The sequence below is a fragment of the Flammeovirga sp. OC4 genome, from assembly GCF_000812565.1.
Lineage (GTDB): Bacteria > Bacteroidota > Bacteroidia > Cytophagales > Flammeovirgaceae > Flammeovirga.
The window spans coordinates 1-25,232 of sequence record NZ_JTAM01000049.1 but is presented as its reverse complement, the minus strand read 5'-3'; the positions used below and the strand labels follow the sequence as shown (position 1 = coordinate 25,232).

General features: G+C 36.1%; 9 protein-coding genes and 4 tRNA genes. All 13 read right to left on the bottom strand.

The annotated features are described in order from the left end of the window. Positions 1–31 precede the first annotated feature (31 nt). Positions 32–10,807, bottom strand: a complete 10,776-nt coding sequence (locus PL77_RS20620; RefSeq protein WP_156152458.1) for a PKD domain-containing protein — start codon at positions 10,805–10,807, stop codon at positions 32–34. A 307-nt stretch (positions 10,808–11,114) separates the two neighbouring features. Continuing rightward, entirely contained in the window at positions 11,115–12,308 is a 1,194-nt protein-coding gene (locus PL77_RS20615; RefSeq protein ID WP_172665916.1) for a hypothetical protein, read from the bottom strand. A gap of 22 nt (positions 12,309–12,330) precedes the next feature. Next, the gene (locus tag PL77_RS20610) at positions 12,331–13,347 is read right to left on the bottom strand and encodes a porin family protein (RefSeq protein WP_044209695.1); all 1,017 of its coding nucleotides are present in this window, start codon (positions 13,345–13,347) and stop codon (positions 12,331–12,333) included. Between the two features lie 59 nt (positions 13,348–13,406). Next, complete coding sequence (locus tag PL77_RS20605) at positions 13,407–16,559, bottom strand: hypothetical protein (RefSeq protein WP_044209694.1); 3,153 nt, start codon at positions 16,557–16,559, stop codon at positions 13,407–13,409. A 41-nt stretch (positions 16,560–16,600) separates the two neighbouring features. Then, a complete protein-coding gene (locus PL77_RS20600) occupies positions 16,601–17,950 on the bottom strand; it encodes a hypothetical protein (RefSeq protein ID WP_044209691.1) in 1,350 nt (449 codons plus the stop codon). A gap of 318 nt (positions 17,951–18,268) precedes the next feature. After that, positions 18,269–19,537 carry a replication-associated recombination protein A gene (locus PL77_RS20595; RefSeq protein WP_044209689.1) on the bottom strand — a complete coding sequence of 423 codons (1,269 nt, stop codon included), beginning with the start codon at positions 19,535–19,537 and terminating at the stop codon, positions 18,269–18,271. Positions 19,538–19,659: 122 nt separating this feature from the next. After that, positions 19,660–21,135, bottom strand: a complete 1,476-nt coding sequence (gene guaB / locus PL77_RS20590) for an IMP dehydrogenase (RefSeq protein ID WP_044209686.1) — start codon at positions 21,133–21,135, stop codon at positions 19,660–19,662. 159 nt (positions 21,136–21,294) lie between these two features. Beyond that, positions 21,295–21,369 (bottom strand) — tRNA-Val (locus PL77_RS20585). 23 nt (positions 21,370–21,392) lie between these two features. Continuing rightward, a tRNA-Val gene (locus PL77_RS20580) sits at positions 21,393–21,470 on the bottom strand. 22 nt (positions 21,471–21,492) lie between these two features. Next, a tRNA-Val gene (locus PL77_RS20575) sits at positions 21,493–21,567 on the bottom strand. Positions 21,568–21,589: 22 nt separating this feature from the next. Beyond that, a tRNA-Val gene (locus PL77_RS20570) sits at positions 21,590–21,667 on the bottom strand. A 175-nt stretch (positions 21,668–21,842) separates the two neighbouring features. After that, the gene (gene lhgO / locus PL77_RS20565; protein WP_044209774.1) at positions 21,843–23,045 is read right to left on the bottom strand and encodes an L-2-hydroxyglutarate oxidase; all 1,203 of its coding nucleotides are present in this window, start codon (positions 23,043–23,045) and stop codon (positions 21,843–21,845) included. Between the two features lie 86 nt (positions 23,046–23,131). Continuing rightward, positions 23,132–25,057 carry a threonine--tRNA ligase gene (gene thrS, locus PL77_RS20560; RefSeq protein ID WP_044209771.1) on the bottom strand — a complete coding sequence of 642 codons (1,926 nt, stop codon included), beginning with the start codon at positions 25,055–25,057 and terminating at the stop codon, positions 23,132–23,134. Positions 25,058–25,232: the final 175 nt, after the last annotated feature.

The window sequence follows — 25,232 nt, the reverse complement described above, 5'->3', positions numbered from 1 at the left end:
TTCACTTGAGAGGCCTTCCTGTTTATAAAGACTATTTTGATACTACAAATCTTAGTGTTTTCGGTAGATATTTACCATCACTTAAATTTCTAATCAAATACACACCAGAAGCTAGGTCATCGACGTTTACTGAATATCGATTTCCCGAGAAAGCTCCTTCCTTGACTTTTTGACCATTTATATTTGATATTTCCCAATTTCCTCTTTGAATAAATTCAGTGGTTGATACCTGAATAAGTGAGCTTGCAGGATTAGGGTATATATTCCATTCTAAATCTTCCGCCAACTCAATATCATTTACGATACCTGTTGTAAGTAAATTGGGGTCTAATTGATAAGACATGGCTTGGAAGATTTCTTTCGAAGTATTGTCTTGTACAAAAAGAATCAGCTCTACAGCATTAGTGCTGTATACACTTCTATTGGCCCAATTGACATACACTTTTTCACTACTTCCTTTACTCCATGATCTTCCAAAGAAACTTGTTCCCTCTGCTCCTGGAGCTGGACTCATTGATTTCATTACATTCAAATGGGCACTGATATCATCTGTCATTTCTATTCCAGTAATCGATTTTTCAATCATCACAACATGTAATAAAATCTCAGAATTCGAAGCATCAAAAGTACCATGTGAGGTCAGCGTTACCCCAATTTTACCTGAAGAGTTGAGATCATCCAAATCCAAATCAATACTGAATTCAGGATCAAGCAATGTTCTTCCATAGACATAGTTTTCAAAATTCTTTAAGAATTCATCTGTATGATCTTGGAATGTATTACCATCTACAATCGTTCTTGGAGCATTGGTGATTCCGTAGAAGAACTTTCTACCACTTGATGCTTCCAAATTATCCTTATTAAGTTGATCAATAAAGCCTTCTAAATTAATATGGTAATTGACACTCAAAACATCCGATTCCATTGTTGCTAAATGTTCTCCTAAAGCAGACATTGATCGATTACTAGCTTCTTGCCCTGCATTGGTCATCGATTCTATTAATACCACTTTGTTTCTATTACCAACAAAGAAATTGTCGATCACTAGTCCTTCATATTCTTGAGCTGAATTTGACTTAAAGGCAAACCTTAAACGAAGATGTTCTTCTCCAATGAAATTATCTAGATGGTGTCTTACAGATATATATTCCGCATTGTCTTGACCAAAAGTGCTGTTATCACCAGTCCATCCTTTTGATAACGTATTTGTTCCAAAAATTTGATTACCGGGATCCGCTAAAATTGATTGGCTGTTGTACCAATTAATAGGATCACTTATATCTCCCAATAAGAACCACGTTTGACCTGAATCTAAGGAGTATTGTAAAATGGCTCCATCAATACCTTCTTCAATATCAATTTTCATATCAAATGATAACATTGGTTTTGATAAACCTGAAATATCAAAGGAAGGAAGGTTTAAGAATGATTCTTCATTTTCAAAATATGTAGAATCTAAATTCGTAACCCAAGCATTGTTGGCTGAACTGAAATTCGGAGTAGTCGGAATTCCATATTCCCAGCTGATATTCGTATCATTTGAAGTCGCTTTCCAATCGCCATCATCTATATCAAAGTTTTGGAAGTAAGCATCTTCATCTGAAAGTAATACTGGATGAGGTAAAACGTAAACCTCTTTTTCTAATAAATTCGAACATCCTTTTTCAGTAACCACTTCATAAGTAACCGTATAAGTTCCTACGCTAGAATACTGATGCTTTGGATCAATTTCCGTTGATGTTGTACCGTCTCCAAAATCCCAAAGGCGAGTGACAATAATATCATCATTATAGATTTCTAAATGCTCTTCGAAAACCATTTCACTACCAAATTCAGAAACATACCAATCAAATTCAACTGATGGAGGTGAATTGATAAATATTGATTTCTCATAACTAATTTCGCTACAGTTTTGGTTGGTAATCACTGTCAATGTCACATCATGACTTCCTCTTTCTTTATAAGTATGAGTGTATTCTCTTGCAGCTTCTTCCGTGTACAATACAATACTTCCTTCATTGTCCCCGAAGTTATATCTCCACTCCAAGATTTCAGTAAGATTATCATCTTCGGCAATGAAAGTCTCATCATTGAAAGTCACTTCTTTCGAATCACATATTACTGTTTCAGTGAATTTCACCTCTGGAACATCCACAATCGTAAACTTTAAGGTGAGAGATTCCACACAGTTATTTTCATTTGTAACAGTATAATTCAGTGTGTGCTCTCCTAATGGAGAATTCGCTAATAAAATTTCTTCATTATTTCGAATTACTGCACCTGTTGAAGAGGTCAATGTACCATTTGAAGGGAACGCTTGTATGATAGGGTTATCATCCGTTTTACATAGTACTTCACCCTCTGTAATACCCAATAAACTAATAACAGGTAAAGGATTTACAGTTACAGTTATTTTTGTCACTGGACTTTCACAATTATTTTTTGTGTAGGTCACGTAATAATCTTCTGTGAGTACAGATGTAGTAACGTTATTTATAGTAGGTGTAAACTCACTCTCTGTAGATAACAATTCTTTTTGCTCTTCATCTGCATACCATCTAAGATTATCCGATTGGCCTAAAACTAGAATAGGTTGTAAAACATCTCCAGAACAATAATTTATTTCATTATTACCAACAATACTTGGTGCGGTTGGTGTATTGTAAACAATCACGCTTACAGTTTCATAATTACTTTCACACCCATTTAAAGTTTCAGTATAAAAATAATTCACTGTAATATCTTCCGTAACATCAGTATCATCTTGTGGAGTAAAGGTATTTCCTGTCCCTACTTCATTTTCTAAAGCTGAGTCACTGTACCACCTGATATTTACTCCTCCCTCAACTGTAATGGGTTGGAGTACAGCTCCAGAACAATATTCAAAGGTATTTTGAGTCAACTTAGGTGCAATGGTCTCCTTGTAAAGTGTGATGGTCACTTCTTCTGCAACACCTTCACATCCAATCTCATTTTTCTGAGTCACGTAATACGTTAATACTGTATTAGATGTTGATTCATTAGGAATAAATGGCGGTCTGAAAGTATTTCCGCTTCTAACATTTTCCGTTAATTCTTCATCTTCATACCATGTCACCATATTACCTGTTACAACCAATTCTTCAACAGGTACACCATAGCAGTACTCATAATGTGTACTCTCAATACCAGGTTTTGAAGGAATAGGATAAACAGTAAAGCTCACTTTAGCTGCTTCACTAGTACAATTTTCAGGTGTAGTTTGAGTTACCCAAAAATCTAACGTTGTAATTTCATCAACATTTGGAGCTAAGCTATCTGGATCAAAAGTGCTCTGATCACCTACTTTATTAGTGAGTGATTCATTAGTGTACCATGTAAATGTAGCTTCTTCAACACCCTCAGCTTCCATGGTTTCAAGTCGGTCTCCCACACATAGTAAAGCATCATCTAGTTCAACAACAGGTGCTTCTGGCAAGCTATACACCTCGATTTCTACTTCTTGAGGTTCACCTTCACATCCATTGATGGTTTGTGTAACATAATATTCTACAGAAAAATCTTCTGTTACATCTGTGGAGATATTAGGTATAAAAATCAAGCCATCAGCAAGCTTTTCACTAAGGTCTTCATCAGCATACCATTGAAGATTCTCCCCTTCAGTCAACACAATAGGTTGAATTGTCTCTCCTGCACAATAGTTTATTTCCTCTGGTAACTCCTCTCCAACTAATGGTACTTTCTGATAAATGGTAATATTAACAGCCGTAGGTTCACTTTCGCATCCTATTTCATTCTGATCAGTTACATAAAATGTTATTGTTTTATCTTTCTCTTCTGATTTAAATTCAGAAAGGATAGGTAATAATCTGTTATCTGGCGTAATAAATCTTGGTGGAATTTCAAATCCACTTTCTAAATACCAAGTGATATTACCAAATTCCCCTGTAGCTTGTAATGGCACTCCATTATCATCATAGCAATAATAGATATCAGTACTTGACAATGTTGGTGATTTTGGAGTGGGGTAAACAGGAATACTCACTTTCAATGGTAAACTTGTACATCCTAAAGGAGTTGTTTGCGTCACCCAATAATGTACAGAGTCCAATTCAGTAACACTTGGAGCTGCATCTTCTACTTTCAAAATAGCATTATCTCCTTCTAGATCTACCTTTGTCTCAAGCTCCATCGTCTCACTTGTAAACCATTCAAAAGTTGCCCCGCTTTCACCAAAGACTGTAATATCTTTAATTTTATCTCCGATACAGTAACTTGGAATCTCAAATTCTACTAATTCAGGTGCATCAGGCAAGGCTTTAATTTCAACAGAAACAACTTCAAAATCTCCTTCACAACCTTTTCCTGAAGTAGAAGTAACGTAATAATATACTAAAGAATCCTCTACTACATTATAACTTAAATCAGGTGTATAGGTATCTCCTTCAAACGCTGCATTATCCATATCATCTGAAGCATACCACTTTACATTTTGACCCGTCACTTTCATGGTCGGGAGGTTATCACCTGAACAGACTTCAAGGTTTTCATACTCGGCCGGAATCGTAGGTATATCTGGTAAAGCATTTACATTTACAGTCACCTTCTTAGAAGGACTAAAACAACCGTTATCGTTCATTTGAGCTATGTAGTAAGTATAACTCACATCTGAATTTACTTCAGTATCATAATCCGGTGTAAAGTCTTCACCGTCCCAAATATCTTGATCATACCCAACCGTTTCTGGCTTATCTTCATACCAATATACAGTACCCACTGCATTTATTGTTTGGATATTTTCAGGGTCATCCCAAGCACAAACATCAAACACATCAATATTATCTACTAAAGAAGGTACAGGTGGGTTTTCATAAATATCATAACTCACTTTGAGAGGGTCACTATCACACCCATCAATTGTTTTGACTACCCAATAGCTAAATGTCTGTGTACCATCTACGGCATCTGGAGCGTCTGGTAATTTTAAATCTCTTCCGTTAGCACCGGTTGCTTCCACTGTCAATTCACTATTGGTATACCAAGTAAATGAAGCTTTACTCTCAGATCTTACAGTGATGTCATCCAAGCCTTTTGAACCTGCACAATAATCATAAACGTCACCCTCGATTTCTGGAATTGACGGTTTTGGATTAATCTTCACCGTAACTTTTTCAGGCATACTTTCACACTCATTGACTGTCGATGTGATAAAAAACTCGACTTCCTCTTCATCATCAATACCTGTTGTCTCAAAGCCAGAAGTGAAAGTAACGCCTTCACCTAATACATTTCCTTTATCATCATACCACTTCACATTATCACCTGAGGCAATTTCAAAAGTAGGCATTGGATCACCTTCACAAATATCAAATGGTCCTGCATTTACTAATGTAGGTCTGTCTGTTTTCTTGTAACTGTTAATTGTTACTTCTACTGTTTCACTTGAACAGCCATTAATGGACTGTGTAACATAGAATGTTTTTGTAACATCTTCGTCTATTTCTTTTTTGATTGGAGGATCAAATTCAAAGCCAGTACCTATAACAGTACCTCCTTCCTCTTCTCTCCATTCAATTAATCCAATGGCATCAACTGTCTTTAGTTTCTTGATGTTCTCTCCTTCAAAACAGTAATTAAATGTAGTACCACCTTCAATGTTTGGAAGGGAAGGTTCAAATGTTAATAATATCTCCTGAGTAAGTTCTTTCTCTTGTGTAATATCATCTTTATGCCCATAAACCGCTTTTAAAGTAATTAACTTTGAAGTGCCTACGTCGTCACTTTCCAATCCATCTCCTGCTGCAAACGTAAATGATGTATTCGTACCATAATCAACTATTTCATTTCCGTCATCATTAATTAGAACAGCTCCTTTAAAGATATAGTTATCGATAAGTTCATCAGGTACATTTACCTTTGCATCATCAGTCATATCAATCAAAATATCTGCACTTGTTTCACATATTTCAGAAGATACTTCTGCAAATGGCTGCGAGCCGTCATAAACCCTAATTGTTGATGTTTGAGTATAAACACACGCTCCTACTGTAATATGATAAGTGATTACATGATCTCCAATTCCTGCTAAGGATGGATAAAAAATATTATGATCAGGGCCTTCTCCATTACTGACTACTCCTTTACCTGTACAATAGAATTCGGTAACATCAGAAATATCCAAGGTTACATTTACTTGTGGACCATTACTGTAACTTGATCCATCTAGCGGTGATAAAACTAATCCTGTAGGTGCTGCATTTACAAATACATCCACCACATTATTTAAGGCCGTATCATCAATATCTTTTGAGGAAACTACTCTTTTATAAGTAAAGTCTCCTGCATCTGCAATATCATCTTCAAAGTAAAATGGTGTTTTTACAGATGTCAGTGTAAATGTGGTAGTGACATCATTATTTCTTTTATACCAACTATACTCATAACTTCCTGTTCCACCATTTGGAATAGAGCCTGAAATGAATACCTGATCCCCAATACAAGTTTCTGCTGCAGACTCAAGCTTAATAGTGGAAGACGATATTAATGCATATAATGTAATTGAAACTTCATTAGAGTATAATTCTCCACAAGCCTCAGAGACAACTTTTCTACGGAATTTGTATTCTCCTGCCTTATCTAATGCTTTAGTATAATTTTCAAACTTCGTTGTTGTAATTGTAGTTTCAACCCAACCTTCAGATTCATACTGGATTTCCCAAACCAATGTATTGTCAGTATCACCACCTTTTAACTTCTTATTTTCAATAACTAGGGAATTAGGGATTTCATCGTAATAAACGTCTGTAGTAGGTTTCTTGATTTCATTTTCTAACACAGCATCAATTGTGATAACAATTGAATTTGAAGTTACTGTATTCCCTGCTGATGTAACTGTACGAGTATAAGTATACTCTCCCGATGTTAAGGCTCCTACTTCAATATAATTTGAATTCGTTTGGCCAGATAACTCTTCATTTACTCCAGAACCTGTTTTTTCTCTATACCATTGGTAGTCATATTGGTCATCACCCCCAGCAACATTATCATTATTTATTTCAAAGCTAGAGAAAGTTTCACAATATCTTACGTCTCCCGCAATTGCAATTGTGTTTTCAATTTCAGGTAATGCTACAATTGTGATCTCATTCGAAATGGATTCACAATCACCAGAAGCATCATTCACAATTCTTCTAAACTTGACTTCAGAGTCTTCTCCAATTACTTTATCGTACGTATAATCCGGATCTGTGCCAGCATCTTCCCATGAAGACCCTGTATTGTATTGCCATTGATAGGTAAGATTATTATCTCCTCCTGATGCGTTTCCTGGGGTAAATGAAATTACATTTGCGGAAACTTCACCGTTGTATTTTGTTTTAGATGGTTCATCTATTGTATTGTCTGAAATTTCACTGTAAACCGTGATAACAATTGGGTTCGATTCAACCGTTTTTAATGCACTTGTTACTTTTCTTTTATAAGAATAAGTTCCTTGTGATAAAATTGCATTGTCCGTTAAATTCTCTGTATCAATTCCAATGGATGTAAATCCCCCTGGGCCTGTTCCCGTCTTTCTTAACCAATCATAAACATAAGATCCATCTCCTCCAGAAACCGCTTTTTCTGAAGAAAGTTCAACGGTTTGATTTCCATCGCAAAACACTGAATTGCCTATATTTTCTATATCATTTACAATTGGATCATATAAGTTGATCGTGATTTCATTAGAATATGATTCTCCACATTTTCCTGAAATTACCTTTCTTCTAAATTTATAGATACCCGCAGTTTCTATCTTTTCAGAATAGCTTTCAAAATCTTGAGTGGTTACAGTGGTAACTTCCCAAGCATTAGATTCGTATTTTATTTCCCAAACATAAGTATAACTATTATCTCCTCCCGAAAGGGTTTTGTTATTTATCTCGAAAGTATTTGGGATTTCATCAAAGTAAACGAGTGTTCCTGATTTTTCAATTTCGTTTTCTAAAATAGCTTCAATGGTAACCACGATTGAGTTAGAAGTTGTGGTATTTCCTGCTGATGTTACTGTACGAGTGTAAGTATACTCACCATCTGTTAAAGCGTCTAATTCAATATAATTAGGATTAGTTTGTCCAGTTAACTCTTCATTTACTCCAGAACCTGTTTTTTCTCTATACCACTTATAAGTGTACTGATCATCACCTCCTGCAACGTTGTCATTATTAATTTCAAAGCTTGAGAAGGTTTCGCAATATTTCCCATCTCCGACAATTGCTATTGTGTTTTCAATCTCGGGTAAAGCAACGATCGTAATTTCATTAGAAATTGACTCACAATCTCCTGAGGCATCATTTACAATTCTTCTAAACTTGACTTCTGTACCTTCACTAACGGTAGCATTGTAAGTATAATTTGGATCCGTTCCAGCATTTGACCAAGATGAACCTGTGTTGAATTGCCATTGATAAGTTAGGCTACCATCTCCACCTGTTGCACTTCCAGGTGAGAAAGAAATTGTATTTGCAGAAATCTCACCATTGTATTTTGTTTTGATAGCTCCTTCATCTAAAGTATTGTCTGCTATTTCACTATAGATCGTAATTTCAATTTCATCGGATTCTTCTGTGACACCTGCACTTTCAACTGTCCTCTTGTAAGTATAAGTTCCCGGAGAAAGGCTTACATTTTCTGTTAAATTTTCTGTAGTAATTCCCAAAGATGAAAATGAACTTACCCCATCATCTTTTCTTAACCAATCAAAAACATAAGATGCATCTCCACCTGTAACTGTAGTTTGTGAAGAAAGCTCAATCGTTTGATTTCCCTCACAAAAAACTGAATTTCCATCATTCTGAATATCATTTTCAATAGAAGCATAAAGATTTATAATGACTTCATTTGAATAAGCACTACATGCACCATCAATTGCTTTTCTTCTGAAATAATGACTACCAACTGAGGTAATTTCTTGATTGTATGTTAAATCTTTATCATTCTCAGAACCAATAGTACTCCAGCTTTCTCCATCTGTTGAATACTCCCACTCAAAAGAATAACTCGTGGCTACTTGTTCTGTAATTTGTATTGCGTTTGCTGAAATTGAAGTTCCTACAAAAACATCTGTTGTAGTTCCAATTGTATTATTCGTAATAGTATTTGACTCTACTTCAATTTCAAGCACGTTAGAAGGAAAATCAACTCCCCTTGAAGTGATCACTCTTCTATATTTGTAAGTTCCGGCCGATAGTGTGGCATTTTCCGTATACCCCTCACTATTTACGCCTATTGCACTGTACCCTGCATCATCTGTATTTCTTTCCCAAGAGATCGTATAATTACCATCTCCACCAGATAAATCATCATCTTTCACAAAAGCTACTGGAGACGACTCTTCACAAAAAACTAACTGATCGGAAGTTGTTATTGTATTGACAATTTCAGGGAAGGTATAAATTTCTGAACCATCGGTTGTGGTCGTAATAGTTGCTGTATTACCCGCAATATCTACTAAATTAATCTCAATAGGTACAGCAGCATAAGATGATATTGATAAGTCTGCTTGAGTAGCATCATAATTATTACTTGAAAGGTCATTAAAGTTTATGGCAGCAACGTTATTAATCGTTACAGTAGATGTGGAAGATAAAGCTTCATTTGTTTCAATAGTTATAGTGGCATCATCTGCTGTTGGTTCATCATCACTTTTTACTGCTAGTTGGTTATTTGCAGAATAGCCTGTCGCAATTGATGAAGAGAGGATTGATGGAGCCTTCGTATCTACAGTAAATGTAAAGCTCTCCTCGGCAGTATCATTACCATATTCATCCCTTATAAAATAAGTAATGGTGTGTGAGCCATCAGTTAAAGTAGGTAAAGTAATCGTTTCAGAATTTTCATCAATTGTAAAACTCGCTAACTCTTCGTCTGAGCTGTTTTGAATAATCAATTCCTGCGGAAGTGGACTGATCACTGTAAAACCATCAAACTTTAATTCAACATCGGGGTTATTTGTAACGTTATCAGGTGCTGATGATAAATTGTTATTAATGGATAAATCAATTGCATCAAAATCAACCACTAAAGTTGAAGATGTTGTATATCCAATTTCTATTGTATTGGAAGTATTTGTGTTACCTGCTCTATCTGTTACTACAATATGATATGAATAAACACCATCAGAGGATAAATCAGAGCCTGTTAAATTATCTCCAGTCCCGACCGCAGGGTCAATTGTACCTTCTGAATTCGACCCTCCTTCAAATAATTCAATTTTACAATTCTCTTCAATATTTGTAAAATCAAAAACTACTTCTGCCTCTTTTGTGTAATATATATCAGGATCACTATCCAAGTCCGTTCGCCCTGTAATTGAAGCGGCTTGAGGTGTAATAACTGGAACAGCTGGTGCTTCATTGTCTAAAATATAAGTGGAAGAAGCAGTGATCGTTGTCCCACTTTCATTCACATAGTAAAGAATGTATTCATCATTATTACTTTGAGAAGATACCTGCGAAAAATCTATTGTTATTGTATACTCTTCATTGGCACTTACTTCAGTAATTGATATCATTGAAGAACCTTCATAAACAACACTCCCATCAGCTCCAAGTTTTGTAATTAGGTAAAAATCACTTGCTGTTGGTGGTGCAGTAATATTATCATCTGCATCATCTAAGAGCGTCCATGATTTATCATCAGTATTATTAAAGTAAACATCATTGGAATGATCTAATGTTTGTGCATTTATAGTTGATGCTGTAAATACACTCACACTCATGTATAGTGCTATGATTAAAAATCGTATACTAAATTTATCCATAGTATGTAGTTTTATTGTGTCTGCCATTTAAGCACTGTTTTATATTATAAAGTCAAAAAAAATAGAAATGTACTTAATAGATTGATAAAACAGCTGTGTTTATAGATAGACCTTAACAGGTTTAATAGTAAAAAAAACAGAATGAAATTGATTGAAAATTATTGATTTTCAAGGAGTTATTTTCAAAATGTCATTACATAAAATAGAGTTATGCTTTTTCTAATTTGCTTTGATTAGATTAAAAAATTCTATTTTAAAAATTCCCCGCCGATCCGTTTATTCTATTATTTAATTTATTACAACAAGTATGTAAACGTATGTTAAGATGAAAAAGTTATAGTTTTGATAAATTACCTGTTTCATCCAATTTGAGTAAACAGATTTTATCATTATTTCCAAAGAAACCAGTACCTACAATAACAATAGAGTTGTCTTCTTCAATCAGCACTTTTGTACCAAAATCTACCCCTTCATGACCTACTGTATTTTGCCAAATCACTTCTCCTTGAAAATTCAATTTTAAAACTAAAATATCCTCACTGTTAGAGTTTTGGTTAGAACTACCTGTAATAAAAATACCCGTTGAGTTGATCACCATATCGTTTCCAACATCAATACCGTCACCACCATACTCTATAAGTGCTCCTGGGTTTCCATTGTTATCCAACCTAGAGAAAATAATATCTTTATCAATTGCTGAGGTTTCCCTTCTACCTAAAATATATAAATTCCCATTATAATTTTTGATTGCTACACCAAACTCATCATCAAAAGTAGATACTTGCTTGTCCCATACAATATTTCCCAACCTGTTGACACTTACCGTTCTCATATCAGAGACCACTACTTCCTGTTCTTCATCGTTTACCTTTGAGATATCAACAGAGCCAAATAAATAATAAAATTGTGCTCCATCTTCAGCAGATGAATTCCCTAAGTCGTCTGATCCTTCATCTCCTTTATATCCTTCTACTTTTTCCCAAATAATACTGCCGGCATTATCTAACTTCATGCTCAGCATATCCCATTCATTCTGGGCATTTTTGATTTCTCCAACAAGAAGATATCCGCCTTCAACCAAAGGCTCGATGGAGTTATATCTGACTTGAATATTGGGTGTTGTGGGCTTTAAAATAATCGGATCATTCTCATTAAAATCACTACCATCAGGTTTAGTATAGGTTAATATTCCTGTCGTATCGTTTCTGTTGGATAAAATAACGATATCATCATTTTCCAATTGAATCATACCGACTGCTTTATCTTCATTTAGATCACCTTCATAAACAGACTGCCACTCTTCGTTGCCATTTTTATCTGTTTTGACCAACATAATTGAAGCACCTGAAGTTGAAGATTCAGTATTTCCTAATAATAAATATCCATCAGATAATGATATTATATCTACACCCTGTTCTTTACTTGAGGTGCCATAAAATTTAATATAGGTTTCGCCAGATTTATAGGCATCTTCTTCTTCGCAACCCATAAAAAAGATAATCAACAAAAAAAATGGTATGTATCGCATTATAATAATGTCTTGTAGTTGTCTAGTCGATGTTCTTGTATTTCCTTAAAACTTTTGGTTTGTAAAGATCATAGGAGAATACAATGTTTAATGCTAAAATGTTGAGTCTTGTATCATTATCAATAAAACCATAATTGAAAATCAGGTCTGGATTATCGAATCTATTATTAGGTTTATTGAATGAAGATAATGCATAAGTATATGTGGCATAAATATCCCAATGAGTCATTCTCGTTTTCACTTGAAAACCCACTTGTGCTGTGGCCTCATAAAGCATTTCTTTTCTTTGATCTTTAATATCAATAGGAGAAGGTTCAATATCTGCTATATCACTTTCATCAAAAGACTGAGTACCTTCAATTGTTGAGGAAAGTAAATACCTCATTGCTCCTCCTGCACCTATGAATGGTTTTAATTTTGTATTCGGGGCAATTATCCACCTTAATGTTAAAGGCACGTGTAACCATGATTGATTTTCTGTCATTGTTGTAGTAGAAAATGACAATGGTCTTTCTACTGTCTCAAAGGAAACGTTTTCATAAGTAGGCGATAAATTGATTTGAATTTTCTTACTAATCAAATAAGAAAAAGAAACACCCACTTTAAAATTCACTTTAGGGTTATACTGTACCGATTGATGTAAACTTTCTTTACCCACACCATATGTCTGGTCAATAAATGCTTGATTATAAGTCAAACCAGCCAAAAGACCGAATGTCATTATTGGCCTAGTCCTAAATTTTTCATACAACTTTTTAAGTTCAGCAGGATCTGAATTCGCAGGTTTATATTCAGGGTATTCTCTTAGAAGATTCAACATCTCTTCCTCTGCTTCGGGTAACTTATCAGAGTATAAATAAGATAAAATGACTAATCTTCTTGCTGCTGTTTGTTTGGCTTCAGTTTCGTAACCAGAATTAATACAGTTGGCCAACTCCAATGGTACTTGTAGAAGTTTACCTTCTAAATACATTGCATTGGCACGTACATATAATTCCTCACAACTTTGAGCGACACTGCTTTCTATTGTTTGTATCAATAAAAACAGGAATAAAAAAAATCTGAATGAAGTTTTAAAAAAATACAATGTCTAAAAATTTAGTTTATGTCCGATCCACTACAAACATTTCTATTGTCAATACCTTCTCCTACATACCTGTTCCACTCTTTTGGTGTCATTTCTTTTCTAGGCATTAAAGAGCAAACATTGTCTGATAAAGTAGGAATATCCAATTCATATCTTCTCAAGTCATGTCCAGAAGTACCCACAAATAATGTTCTTCCATGGTCTGCAAATGATGCTTCAGAAGCCCACGCTCCCAAGTCATTTAATATGATTGGAGATTCATTCGTTCTCCCTTTTTCAATGTTCCAGATTCTGGCCGACCCATCCAAACTAGTACTTACTAATCGTTTGCGTTCGTTGTCAAATTTCAAAGAAGTAACACGAGTATCATGTCCTTGCAAGTTATCAATCTCAGTTCCTGTTATTCTATCCCAAAGAATGAGTTTTCCGTCCTCAAAACCTAATGCCACGGTCTTTCCATCATCTGAAAAAGCCAAAGCAGTTCCGGTCACTCTTTGATCCGAATAAACTTGGGTCTCACTGCACTCTCCATCAGGACACCATTTTAATACAGCACCTGACTCAAGCATTCCCCAAATACTTCCGTCGAGACTTGACACTTGTAATTTTGTAATTCTTGATGATGTCTGAGCGAAACTAGCAACAGCATAACTCTCTACATCCACAGAATAGATTTTTTGAGTTTGACCAGCAACAAAAAGGCGATCTCCGAATTGATCAAAAGAACCTGTCCAAAGTTTACCTTTTGAAACTTCCACTTTCTGTAACTCCTCAAATGCAGGGTAACTGAAAATAGTCAATTCACCTTGTTCAGTGAAAATTGCTGCTCTTCCTTTGTTCTTCGACACTAAGAATCCTCTAATAACTCCTTGATTCTCAGAAATCAGCTCAGACTCTAAGCTTCCATTCTTCCATTTGTGAATTGTACCATCTGAACCAGCGGAATACAATACATTTAATTCAGGATCAAAAAACAATGTTCTAACATAGTCAGTATGACCTTTCATTAAATTAAAGTCATCTCCTTTAAAGCCTTTCACCGACTGATATAAACCTTGATACACATCGGGGTGTGGATCTAGACCTTTGTACTGTTCATTAAACCCATAGGCTTGTGCCGCTAAAAGTGCTTTTTGCTCAGGATCTTTTAATTGAAGCGACTTTACAGCTAATGCCTGTGCAATAGAAAGGAAACGAAGCGTATCTGCATTCGCTTTTGCAAGGTCCGCAGCTTCTTTTTGTTGTTGTGCTTCTTTTGATTTTTTATCCGCTATATCTGCATTTAGCGTTGCTTTATCTTTTTCAGCATCTGCCAATTGTCTTTGTCTTTCGGCTTCAACCAAGGCTAAACGAGCTCTTTCTGACTGCCTCAAAGCCACATTCTTTTGATAATCAGCCGAATCTTTTGCAGCTTGAGCAATCTCTGTTTGTTTACGAGCTTCATCAGCGGCTTGCTCTGCTAATACCGTTTGTGCCTCAGCCTTTTTCTTTTGCTCTTCTGCTATTCTCGCACTTTCTTTGGCTTTCTCACCAAATTCAGTCGCTTGTATCGCTGCTATTTCAGCATCTCTAGCCTTCATTTGTGCGAAAATTACAAGCATAATTGCACCAATAGTGGCTGCAGCCAAAACGAGTGCAATCACTTTAGTACGTTTTACAATTCTTTTTTGTAACCTTTCCTTTACTCTTTGCTCCTCTTCGTACTCTTCTTGGCTAGATTTTAAGAAGGTAACTGCTCTTTCGTAAGAAGGTTCATATTGAATAGCCCATGCAAGATTGGGTCTAAATCTTTCTTTCCACTGAATGGCAATGTACAAATCTGGCGGGCGCCATAAACTTGCCTTTCCCTGTTGATACATGGCAGCTGCTTCAGCAAGACGTTTATATATTTTTACAGCTTCATATTCTTCATCTACCCAATCTCTACAACGAATCCATACACGCATTAAAGATTCATGTGAAATATCAACAACTGTATCACTTATAACATCAACGCTCTGATCAGGCATTAGTAAAGTTCTTCCTGAGGTTCTGAAACGATCCACTACACTAATCACTATCTCCTCCTCCGTTTCAGCAATATGTGCTAAACTTCTCAGCTTTGTCGGTCTACGGATACCTCTTCCGTCATCCCCTTTTTCAGTTAAAGCTTTAAATACCTTCTCACAAATTAGTTTCTCCTCTTCTGACAATTCACGATAGGCTTCGTCGGCATGCTGAGAAAGTGCTTCTCCCATACCACCAATCGCTTCATAATGGTAGACATCTACTTCGTCATTATCATCTGAATGTAAATTCCAATATTCCCAAGTTCTCATCAACGCGTGTTGCATGATAGGAAGTTGATCTTGCGTATCTCCTAGGTCATTGAGTAACCTTTGTAAAAGTCTTGGAGAAATCTTGGCACCACCAACTGACATTGGACCAAGGACAGCCTCTTTCTTTTGATCCCTCGTCATTTGAGGAATCAAATAATGGCTTTCATTGATAAGGTAGGTTAGTTCTGGGAATCGTGCACAGTCACCGATGTAGTCAGAACGCATGGTCATTACTACATAAATTGGTATTTTCTTTTGCTTTGTTGCTTCTACCAACAATTTCACAAAAGCAGATGCCATCCCCATCGAAAGGTCTTCTGATTCTAATCTTGAGAATCTAAAAAGCTCTTCGAACTGATCTATTAATACAAGGAAATTGCTTCCTTCTTCTTTCTGTAATCGATCTACTAAATTTACTAAACCTTTTGAACTACTAAGCAGCATTGTGATCGCTACATTCAATAGTAATTCTTGGTCTTCTTCTGATTTTTCAGAATAAGTGGTAGTAGATTGCAACACTGCTAATGCCAAGTTTTTGATAGGGTCAGTTCCTGGTCTAGAGGTCGATACATTCCATGAAGAACCTTGTTTCTCCATAAAACCACCTTGTAGGGCAGGAATTAAGCCACAATAAATCAAAGAAGATTTACCTGAACCTGAAGCACCTAATGCTGCAACAAATCTATTTTTTTCTAAACGCCATAATACTTCCTCAGTTTGGCCATCTCTACCAAAAAACAAGAAAGTTTCATCTGTACGGAATGGTCGTAATCCCGGAAAGGGATTAAATTGACCACCTAGGATCAACTTTTGAGCATCTGTATTTGTGGATGAAAATGAATTCATAGAAAGTCAGAGAATAGAAAATTTAAATTAAGACAATTAAATTAAAATGATGATAAAAAGCTAAGTAAATCATCGGAAATCATTACATCATCGAAAACGAAGATACCGACAGACTGATAGAGTGGATTACCATCTAAGATTTTAGATAATCTCGATGCCGTTCCATAATTTGTAGCAACAATTGCTTTAGTGTTTAATGGTTCAACTCTACCCAAACCAGAAGCACGTAAATTGTCCTGCAACTTGGCAAAAATCCAATCATCTGGAGCTTTATCAACAAAAATAATAGTGCTATTACAGACTTGAAGATGTCTTTGATGTTGTCTTCTCATCATTTTTGCACCTTGTCCTGTCCCCAATTTTAAAATACCAAAACCCAAAGTTGACAATCTATCCTCAAGTACTCCAGATTGCGTTACGTCTTCTACATCACACATGACATAGACTTTTTTTGAGGCGAAGTCATCATTTAAGGCCGCAACATCATGATCACTAGAAGTGCTTAACTCCCCATGAAGAATCGTTTTAAACTTCTCCAAGTCTGTTTTAAAAGTGTAGGTTGCCTCATGTTCATCAACATTCTTTAGAAGTTTCTCTATATAAAATTTTCTTTTATCTGTTGAAAAACGAACCGTAGGCGGTACCCAAACAAACTTTTTGATCCTGTTGTTATTCTGAAGTACATAAGTCTCCGTCACTTTTTCTTGCCATTCTAAAAACGAGTAGGCATCATGATTTATTTTATCACCTTCTCTTCCACCTGCTAGGTGAATAGCTATTTCAACATCATTTAGATCTTGCCATTGTGTTTGTGACATTTCATCAGTGTGGCATGGATAGTCTTTTTTGGGCAGGATATCAAAACCAAAAGCTTTGAGGTCTCTTTTTAAGAGTAATCTTTCCATCCTCAAATCATCTGAAGTATCTCCAAGGAATACTTTTTGAGCATACTCCTGAGCATTGAACGCATCAAAAATATCAAGGGCTAAATCAGAAATTACTAACCAATAAAAGACCCTGTAACCTTCCAATAGAGGAATAGAAAGTGTAACTTCTTTTCCAGTTCTATTATCAAATCTTGAAAGGTGATAAGTACGTAAATGTTTTATGGATTCGGGTTGGCAATCCTCTCTAAAAGAGTTAAGAAACAGTTTGTAATTCTTTTGATTGTCGTTTAAACTTACATCAACATTCGTTTCTTCACAAACAAACCACACAACAATATCAGCCTCCGAATTGGCAACAGTACCAAAAGAGACATTGACTTGTATGTTTTGGGATCTCATTTCTTTCAAGGCCACTTGTAAAGCATCTGAAACCATGAAGCCTAATTCTAGATAATCGTCAGGGGTCTCCTGATCTGCATTCACACAAACAATATGAATATGCATAGATTTAGTAAAAGTTTGTAATTAAGTGAAACGAATTGATTTTGTAAGTAAAAAATAACCAACTTATACGCTAACTTACATCAACATTGATCTAATAAAAAATAAAAAAGGGATTGAATTTATCAATTCGTTCTTTTTATTATACAAAATATAGGAATAATCATATTAGAACCCTTCTAAAAATCGATTTTTAAGTCAATTACAGCCATACCACCTTTCTAAAGTTCAAAAGTCAATCTACAGCTTGTTAAGCTATAAATAGAGGTTACAAAACATTACATCTAGCTTTTTAGAGGCATAATGACAGAAAATTGATGTTTAATATTGATACTTTTTCTGCCACATCAATTGCAACCTACTCATCATCTCTTTTTCTCTGCTATTCACCTTAGGTTTATAAAGTGTTTTTCCTTCTAACCCCTCAGGCATATATTCTTGTGGAATAAAGCCTTGTGGATCATCGTGTGGGTAAATGTAAGCATCAGCGTATCCTAATTCTTTCATCAATTTAGTCGATGCATTTCTAAGGTGTAAAGGTACTGGTAAGTCTCCGGTATTTTTTACCATTTTTTGAGCCTCTTTAATAGCCATATAAGCTGCATTGCTCTTAGGAGAACATGCCAAATAAGTTGTAGCTTGTGACAATACTATTCTCCCTTCAGGCATGCCTATATTTTGAATGGCCTGCATACAATTATTGGCTATGAGTAAAGCATTTGGATTGGCATTACCAATATCTTCTGAAGCAGAAATGATCAATCTTCTTGCAATAAATTTAGGGTCCTCTCCCCCTTCAATCATTCTTGCCAGCCAATACACTGCGGCATTTGGATCAGAACCTCTAATAGATTTTATGAAAGCTGAAATAATATCATAATGCGATTCTCCTTTCTTATCATAGCGAGCAGCCCTTTGTTGTGCTACCATAGACACTAGCTCGTCAGTAATGATGACAACCCCCTCCTCTTCTTTTGCAGCATCAACAGAAAGCTCTAATAGGTTTAATAACCTTCGGGCGTCTCCTCCAGAGTATCGTAATAAATTGTATGTATCTTTAAGCTGAATATTTTTCTTCTTTAGATAAACATCTTCCTTAAGAGCTCTATTCACTAATTCTAATAAGTCCTTTTTATCTAAGGACTCTAGTACATATACTTGACTTCTTGATATTAGTGCAGAATTGACTTCAAATGATGGATTTTCGGTAGTAGCTCCCACTAAAACGATAATTCCTTTTTCAACAGCATTTAATAAAGCGTCTTGCTGAGATTTACTGAAACGGTGAATTTCATCAATAAACAAAATTGTACCATAAGCGTAAGTTGCCTCTTTTATTACTTCTCTTACCTCTTTTACACCAGCACTGACCGCACTCAATGTCTTAAAAGGTCTTCCTGTTGCTTCTGCCAATAATCTCGCTAAAGTTGTTTTACCTACACCTGGAGGTCCCCACAAAATCATTGATGGAATAGTTTTACTTTCAACCATTCTTCTAAAAACACCATCATCTCCCAAAAGGTGACGCTGTCCTACAACATCAAAAACTGATTTCGGTCTCATTCTCTCCGATAAAGGTGCGGCTCCCATCATAACTTTATTGCGTTAATTTTAAACACTAAATTGTTCAATATAATAACAAATATACAGATAAAAATAAAAAAAGAGGCCAAGCTATACCTGACCTCTCTTAAATTTTATGCTAATAAAACTTACCCTTTAGAAGAGTAGTTTGGAGCTTCTCTTGTAATAGTGATATCGTGTGGATGTGATTCTTTCACACCTGCACCTGTAATCTTTACAAATTTAGCATCTTTCAATTGATCGATAGATCCAGCACCACAGTATCCCATACCTGCTTTTAATCCACCTACTAATTGATAAAGAACTTCCTCAACACGTCCTTTGTAAGGTACACGTCCAGCAATTCCTTCTGGCACTAATTTTTTGATATCATCTTCTGCATCTTGGAAGTAACGGTCTTTTGAACCTTGGTTCATTGCTTCTACAGAACCCATACCTCTATACGATTTGAACTTACGTCCTTCGAAGATAATCATATCACCAGGAGCCTCGTCAGTACCTGCTAATAATGAACCGATCATTACTACATCAGCACCACCAGCGATCGCTTTTACTAAGTCACCTGAGAAACGAATACCACCATCAGCGATGAATGGAATACCTCTCTCTCTTAATACTGAAGCCGCTTCGAATACTGCTGATAATTGTGGTACACCAACACCTGCGATAACACGAGTAGTACAGATTGAACCTGGTCCAACACCAACTTTGATACCATCAGCACCTGCATCAGCCAACATCTCTGCAGCTTCTGCTGTTGCAATGTTACCTACAATAACATCTAAATCTGGGAATTCCTTCTTGATTTTCTTTAAGGCGTCAATTACACCTTTTGAGTGACCGTGTGCAGTATCTAAGCCTACTACGTCAACACCTGCTGCTTTTAATTCAGCAACTCTTTCCATAAGGTCAGCTGTCACACCAATTGCAGCACCTACTCTTAAACGACCATATTGGTCTTTACAAGCGTTAGGTCTGTTCTTATTCTTTAGAATATCTCTATAAGTAACCAAACCAACTAATTTGTTTGACTTACTTACGATAGGAAGTTTCTCGATTTTATGCTCTTGAAGGATTTCTTGAGCCTCATCTAATGTTATACCATCAGCTGCTGTGATTAGGTTATCCCTAGTCATCACATCTTTTACAGCGATGCCTAAATCCTTCTGGAAACGAAGGTCTCTGTTTGTTAAAATTCCGATTAGAAGTCCTTCTTCGTCAACTACTGGAATACCACCAATTTTGTATTCTCTCATTAACTCGTTTGCTTCAAATAATGTTTTGTTAGCAGTTAACGTAACTGGGTCCAAAATCATTCCTGATTGCGAACGCTTGACTTTTCGTACTTGGGAAGCTTGTTGTTGAATGGTCATATTTTTATGAATGAAGCCTAAACCTCCTTCTAATGCCATTGCGATAGCTAACTCAGCTTCTGTAACAGTATCCATTGCTGCTGATACTAAAGGAATATTCAACGCAATGTTTTTTGTTAACATTGTTTTTGTAGTTGTTTCTCTAGGTAGGATTTGAGAGAAACCCGGTCTTAATAGCACATCATCATATGTGAGTGCTTCGTACAAAACTTTACTTGGATCGATAGCCATTTGAAGCAAATAATTTAACTGTGATTATTTGCGGTGCAAAGTTAGAACTATATATGACTATACAATAATATTGTTGTAATTTTTTTGTAAATTTTTCTCAATCAGTATTTTACGGAAACAAAAAAAGGACACACGTATAACGCATGTCCTTTTTTATTGTGGGGCGTACTGGATTCGAACCAGTGACCCCCTGCTTGTAAGGCAGGTGCTCTAAACCAACTGAGCTAACACCCCAGTTTTTACTATCTGTAAAAATCTGGTGGGACGTATTGGATTCGAACCAATGACCCCCTGCTTGTAAGGCAGGTGCTCTAAACCAACTGAGCTAACATCCCATTTTTCATCATGTCAATATTGTGGGGCGTACTGGATTCGAACCAGTGACCCCCTGCTTGTAAGGCAGGTGCTCTAAACCAACTGAGCTAACACCCCAGTTTTTACTATCTGTAAAATCTGGTGGGACGTATTGGATTCGAACCAATGACCCCCTGCTTGTAAGGCAGGTGCTCTAAACCAACTGAGCTAACATCCCAATATTTATGTAATACAGACACCGTTTGTGTCATTGCGAGTGCAAAGGTAAGACTCGTTTTCGGATATACAAATAATCTAATGTAAAAAAAAATCAACAGGTTATTTGAGGACTGAAATTCAAGCGTATAGAATTACATATTTTTTTCAATAAATAGCTCTATACGCTTCAATTTTTATTTCTTCAGCTTCTTCAAAACTTTCGATGCAATCGTATCACCGATCGCCAAAGAAGAAGTTGCAGCAGGAGATGGTGCATTTAATACGTTAATCATACGATCTTCTTCTACAAATAAGAAGTCATCAATCAACCCACCGTTCTTATCACAAGCTTGAGCTCTTACTCCAGAACCGCCAACTTTTAGGTCTGATTCTTTCAAATCAGGCAATAAACGTTGCAGTGCTTTTGTAAATGCGGCTTTAGAATAAGATCTATAAACTTCACCTAACCCCGTTGGCCAATATTTGGAGGCTACTTTAATGAACCCTTTCCATGTCAAAGACTCGAAAAGTTCACCAACATTAACATCTGTCTTTTTATAACCTTCTCTTCTATAAGCCAACACTGCATTTGGCCCTGCCTCTACACCTCCATGTATCATTCTTGTAAAGTGAACTCCCAAGAATGGGAATGCAGGATCAGGTACAGGATAAATCAAGTTTTTCACCAAATAATGTTTATTTGGCTTGATCTCATAATACTCTCCTCTAAAAGGGATAATACGTACATCCAATTGTTTCAAGGCCAATTGAGCTACACGGTCACTGTATAAACCTGCACAGTTCACTACTAAATGAGATCTATAAACATCTCTATTGGTAGTGACCTCTACGCCTATACTCCCTAAGCGAATATCTTCTACTTTGTTTCTAAACTTAACCTCACCACCATATCGTTCTTCAAAAACCTCTTGGTATTTCTTTGTCACCTCTGTGTAATCAATGATACCTGTCTGAGGAACGTAAAGACCTGCAATACCATTACAGTAAGGCTCATAGTCTTTAATTTCTGATGCTGATAATCGTTTTAGGTTTTTAAGTCCGTTTGCTACGCCTCTTTCGTATAACGTATTTAGATTGTCTAGTTCTTTTTGGTCTGTTGCTACTACAACCTTACCACACAAATCATACTTTACACCTTCTTCATCACAGAATTTAATCAACTGATTGTAACCATCAATACAATTTAATGCCTTGTGGCTACCTGGTTTATAATAAAGTCCGGAGTGAATCACACCGCTATTATGACCTGTCTGATGTTGTGCAACATCACCTTCTTTCTCCAATACTAAAACCTTTAACTCTGGAGATTGTTGTTTGATTTTCAAAGCTGATGCCATTCCGACAATACCGGCACCAACAATGATTACATCATACACCATTGTTAGATTTTTTATAAATGTTATTATAAGACAATGAGTTGCAGTTAAAAACTACAACTCATTGTCAATTTATTTTATACAGCTTATACCGCTGTCTCTTTCTTGAATAAGTCTAAGAAATCAGAAACTGACATTGTACCAATATCACCTTCTCCTTTCTTACGCACTGAAACTGCATTACCGTCCATTTCTTTTTCACCTACAATCAACATGTAAGGTGTTTTCTGAACTTCTGCATCACGGATTTTTCTACCAATCTTCTCTGCTCTTGCATCTACAGTACCTGTAAACCCTGCTTCTTCTAAATCGCTCATTACACCATAAGCGTAATCATTGTATTTATCAGACACTGGTAAGACAGTGAATTGCTCTGGAGCCAACCATAATGGGAAGTTACCACCTGTATGCTCAATTAAGATTGCAATGAAACGTTCCATAGAACCAAATGGTGCTCTGTGAATCATTACCGGACGTTTTAATGAGTTATCAGAATCTTTGTATTCCAACTCAAAACGCTGTGGTAATTGGTAATCCACTTGGATAGTACCTAACTGCCAAGATCTACCTAAAGCATCACGAACCATAAAGTCTAACTTAGGACCATAGAATGCCGCTTCACCGTATTCAACTACAGTATTAAGGCCTTTTTCAGCCGCAACTTCTTCAATATCCTTCTCTGCTCTATCCCAATCAGATTCTTTACCGATATATTTTGCTCTATCCTCTTGATCTCTCAATGAGATTTGAGCTGTGTAATCTTCAAAACCTAATGATTTGAACACATATAAAACTAGATCAATAACTTTACTGAACTCCTCTTTTACTTGGTCAGGACGACAGAAAATGTGAGCATCATCTTGTGTAAATCCACGAACCCTAGTCAGACCATGTAATTCACCTGACTGCTCATATCTATATACAGTACCAAATTCAGCCAAACGAACTGGTAAATCTCTATATGATCTTGGGCGAGAACGGTAAATTTCACAGTGGTGAGGACAGTTCATTGGCTTCAATAAATACTCTTCACCTTCGTGTGGAGTATGGATTGGTTGGAAAGAGTCTTCACCATATTTAGCATAGTGACCAGAAGTCACATAAAGGTCTTTTGAACCAATATGTGGTGTTACTACTTGTTGGTAACCCGCTTTTTGTTGTGCTTTTCTTAAGAAATTCTCTAATCTCTCTCTTAAAGTAGTACCTTTTGGCAACCACAACGGCAAACCTTGACCTACTCTTTGAGAGAAAGTAAATAAGTCTAATTCTTGGCCTACTTTTCTATGATCTCTTTTCTTTGCTTCCTCTAATCTTTCTAAGTACTCCGTTAATTCCTTTGCTTTAGGGAATGAAATACCATAGATACGAGTCAACATTTTATTTTTCTCGTCACCTCTCCAATAAGCACCTGCTACAGACATTAATTTAATTGCTTTAATAAAGCCTGTATGAGGAATATGTGGTCCACGACATAAATCGGTAAACGCACCTTGCTTGTAGAAAGTGATCTGACCATCCTCTAAACCTTCTAAAAGGTCTAATTTGTAAGGATCTTCTTTTTCTTCGAAGTATTTAACAGCATCAGCTTTAGAAATATCCTCGCGAGCGTAGATATTCTTTTGCTTTGCTAGTTCTTTCATCTTCTTCTCTACATTGACCAATTCCTCTGATGAGAATTCGTGATCACCGAAGTCTACATCATAGTAGAATCCATTTTCGATAGAAGGACCAATACCCAATTTCACACCAGGGTATAAAGCTTCTAAAGCTTCGGCCATCAAGTGAGCTGAAGAGTGCCAGAAAGTTGACTTTCCGTCCGTGTCATTCCACGTTAATAATTTTACATTTGAGTCTGCGGTCAATGGTCTGGTGGCATCCCAAACTTCTCCATTTACTTCTGCTGCAAGTACGTTTCTTGCTAATCCTTCACTGATGCTTTTTGCTACATCCAATGAAGACGCTCCGCTTTCGAACTCTCTTACCGAATTATCCGGTAATGTAATTTTAATCATTGTGGTATATAAATTTAAATTTTTAAATCCCCCCATTTGTGCCCCTACAACTGACCACAAGTTTTGCTGTGAGAATTTGAGGTTGCAAGCTACAATTTTTACCTATTAATTCACAATGATTCATCAGCATTAAAAAATTCATTAATAAAAAATGAGGCTGTCTCATAATTAAAAA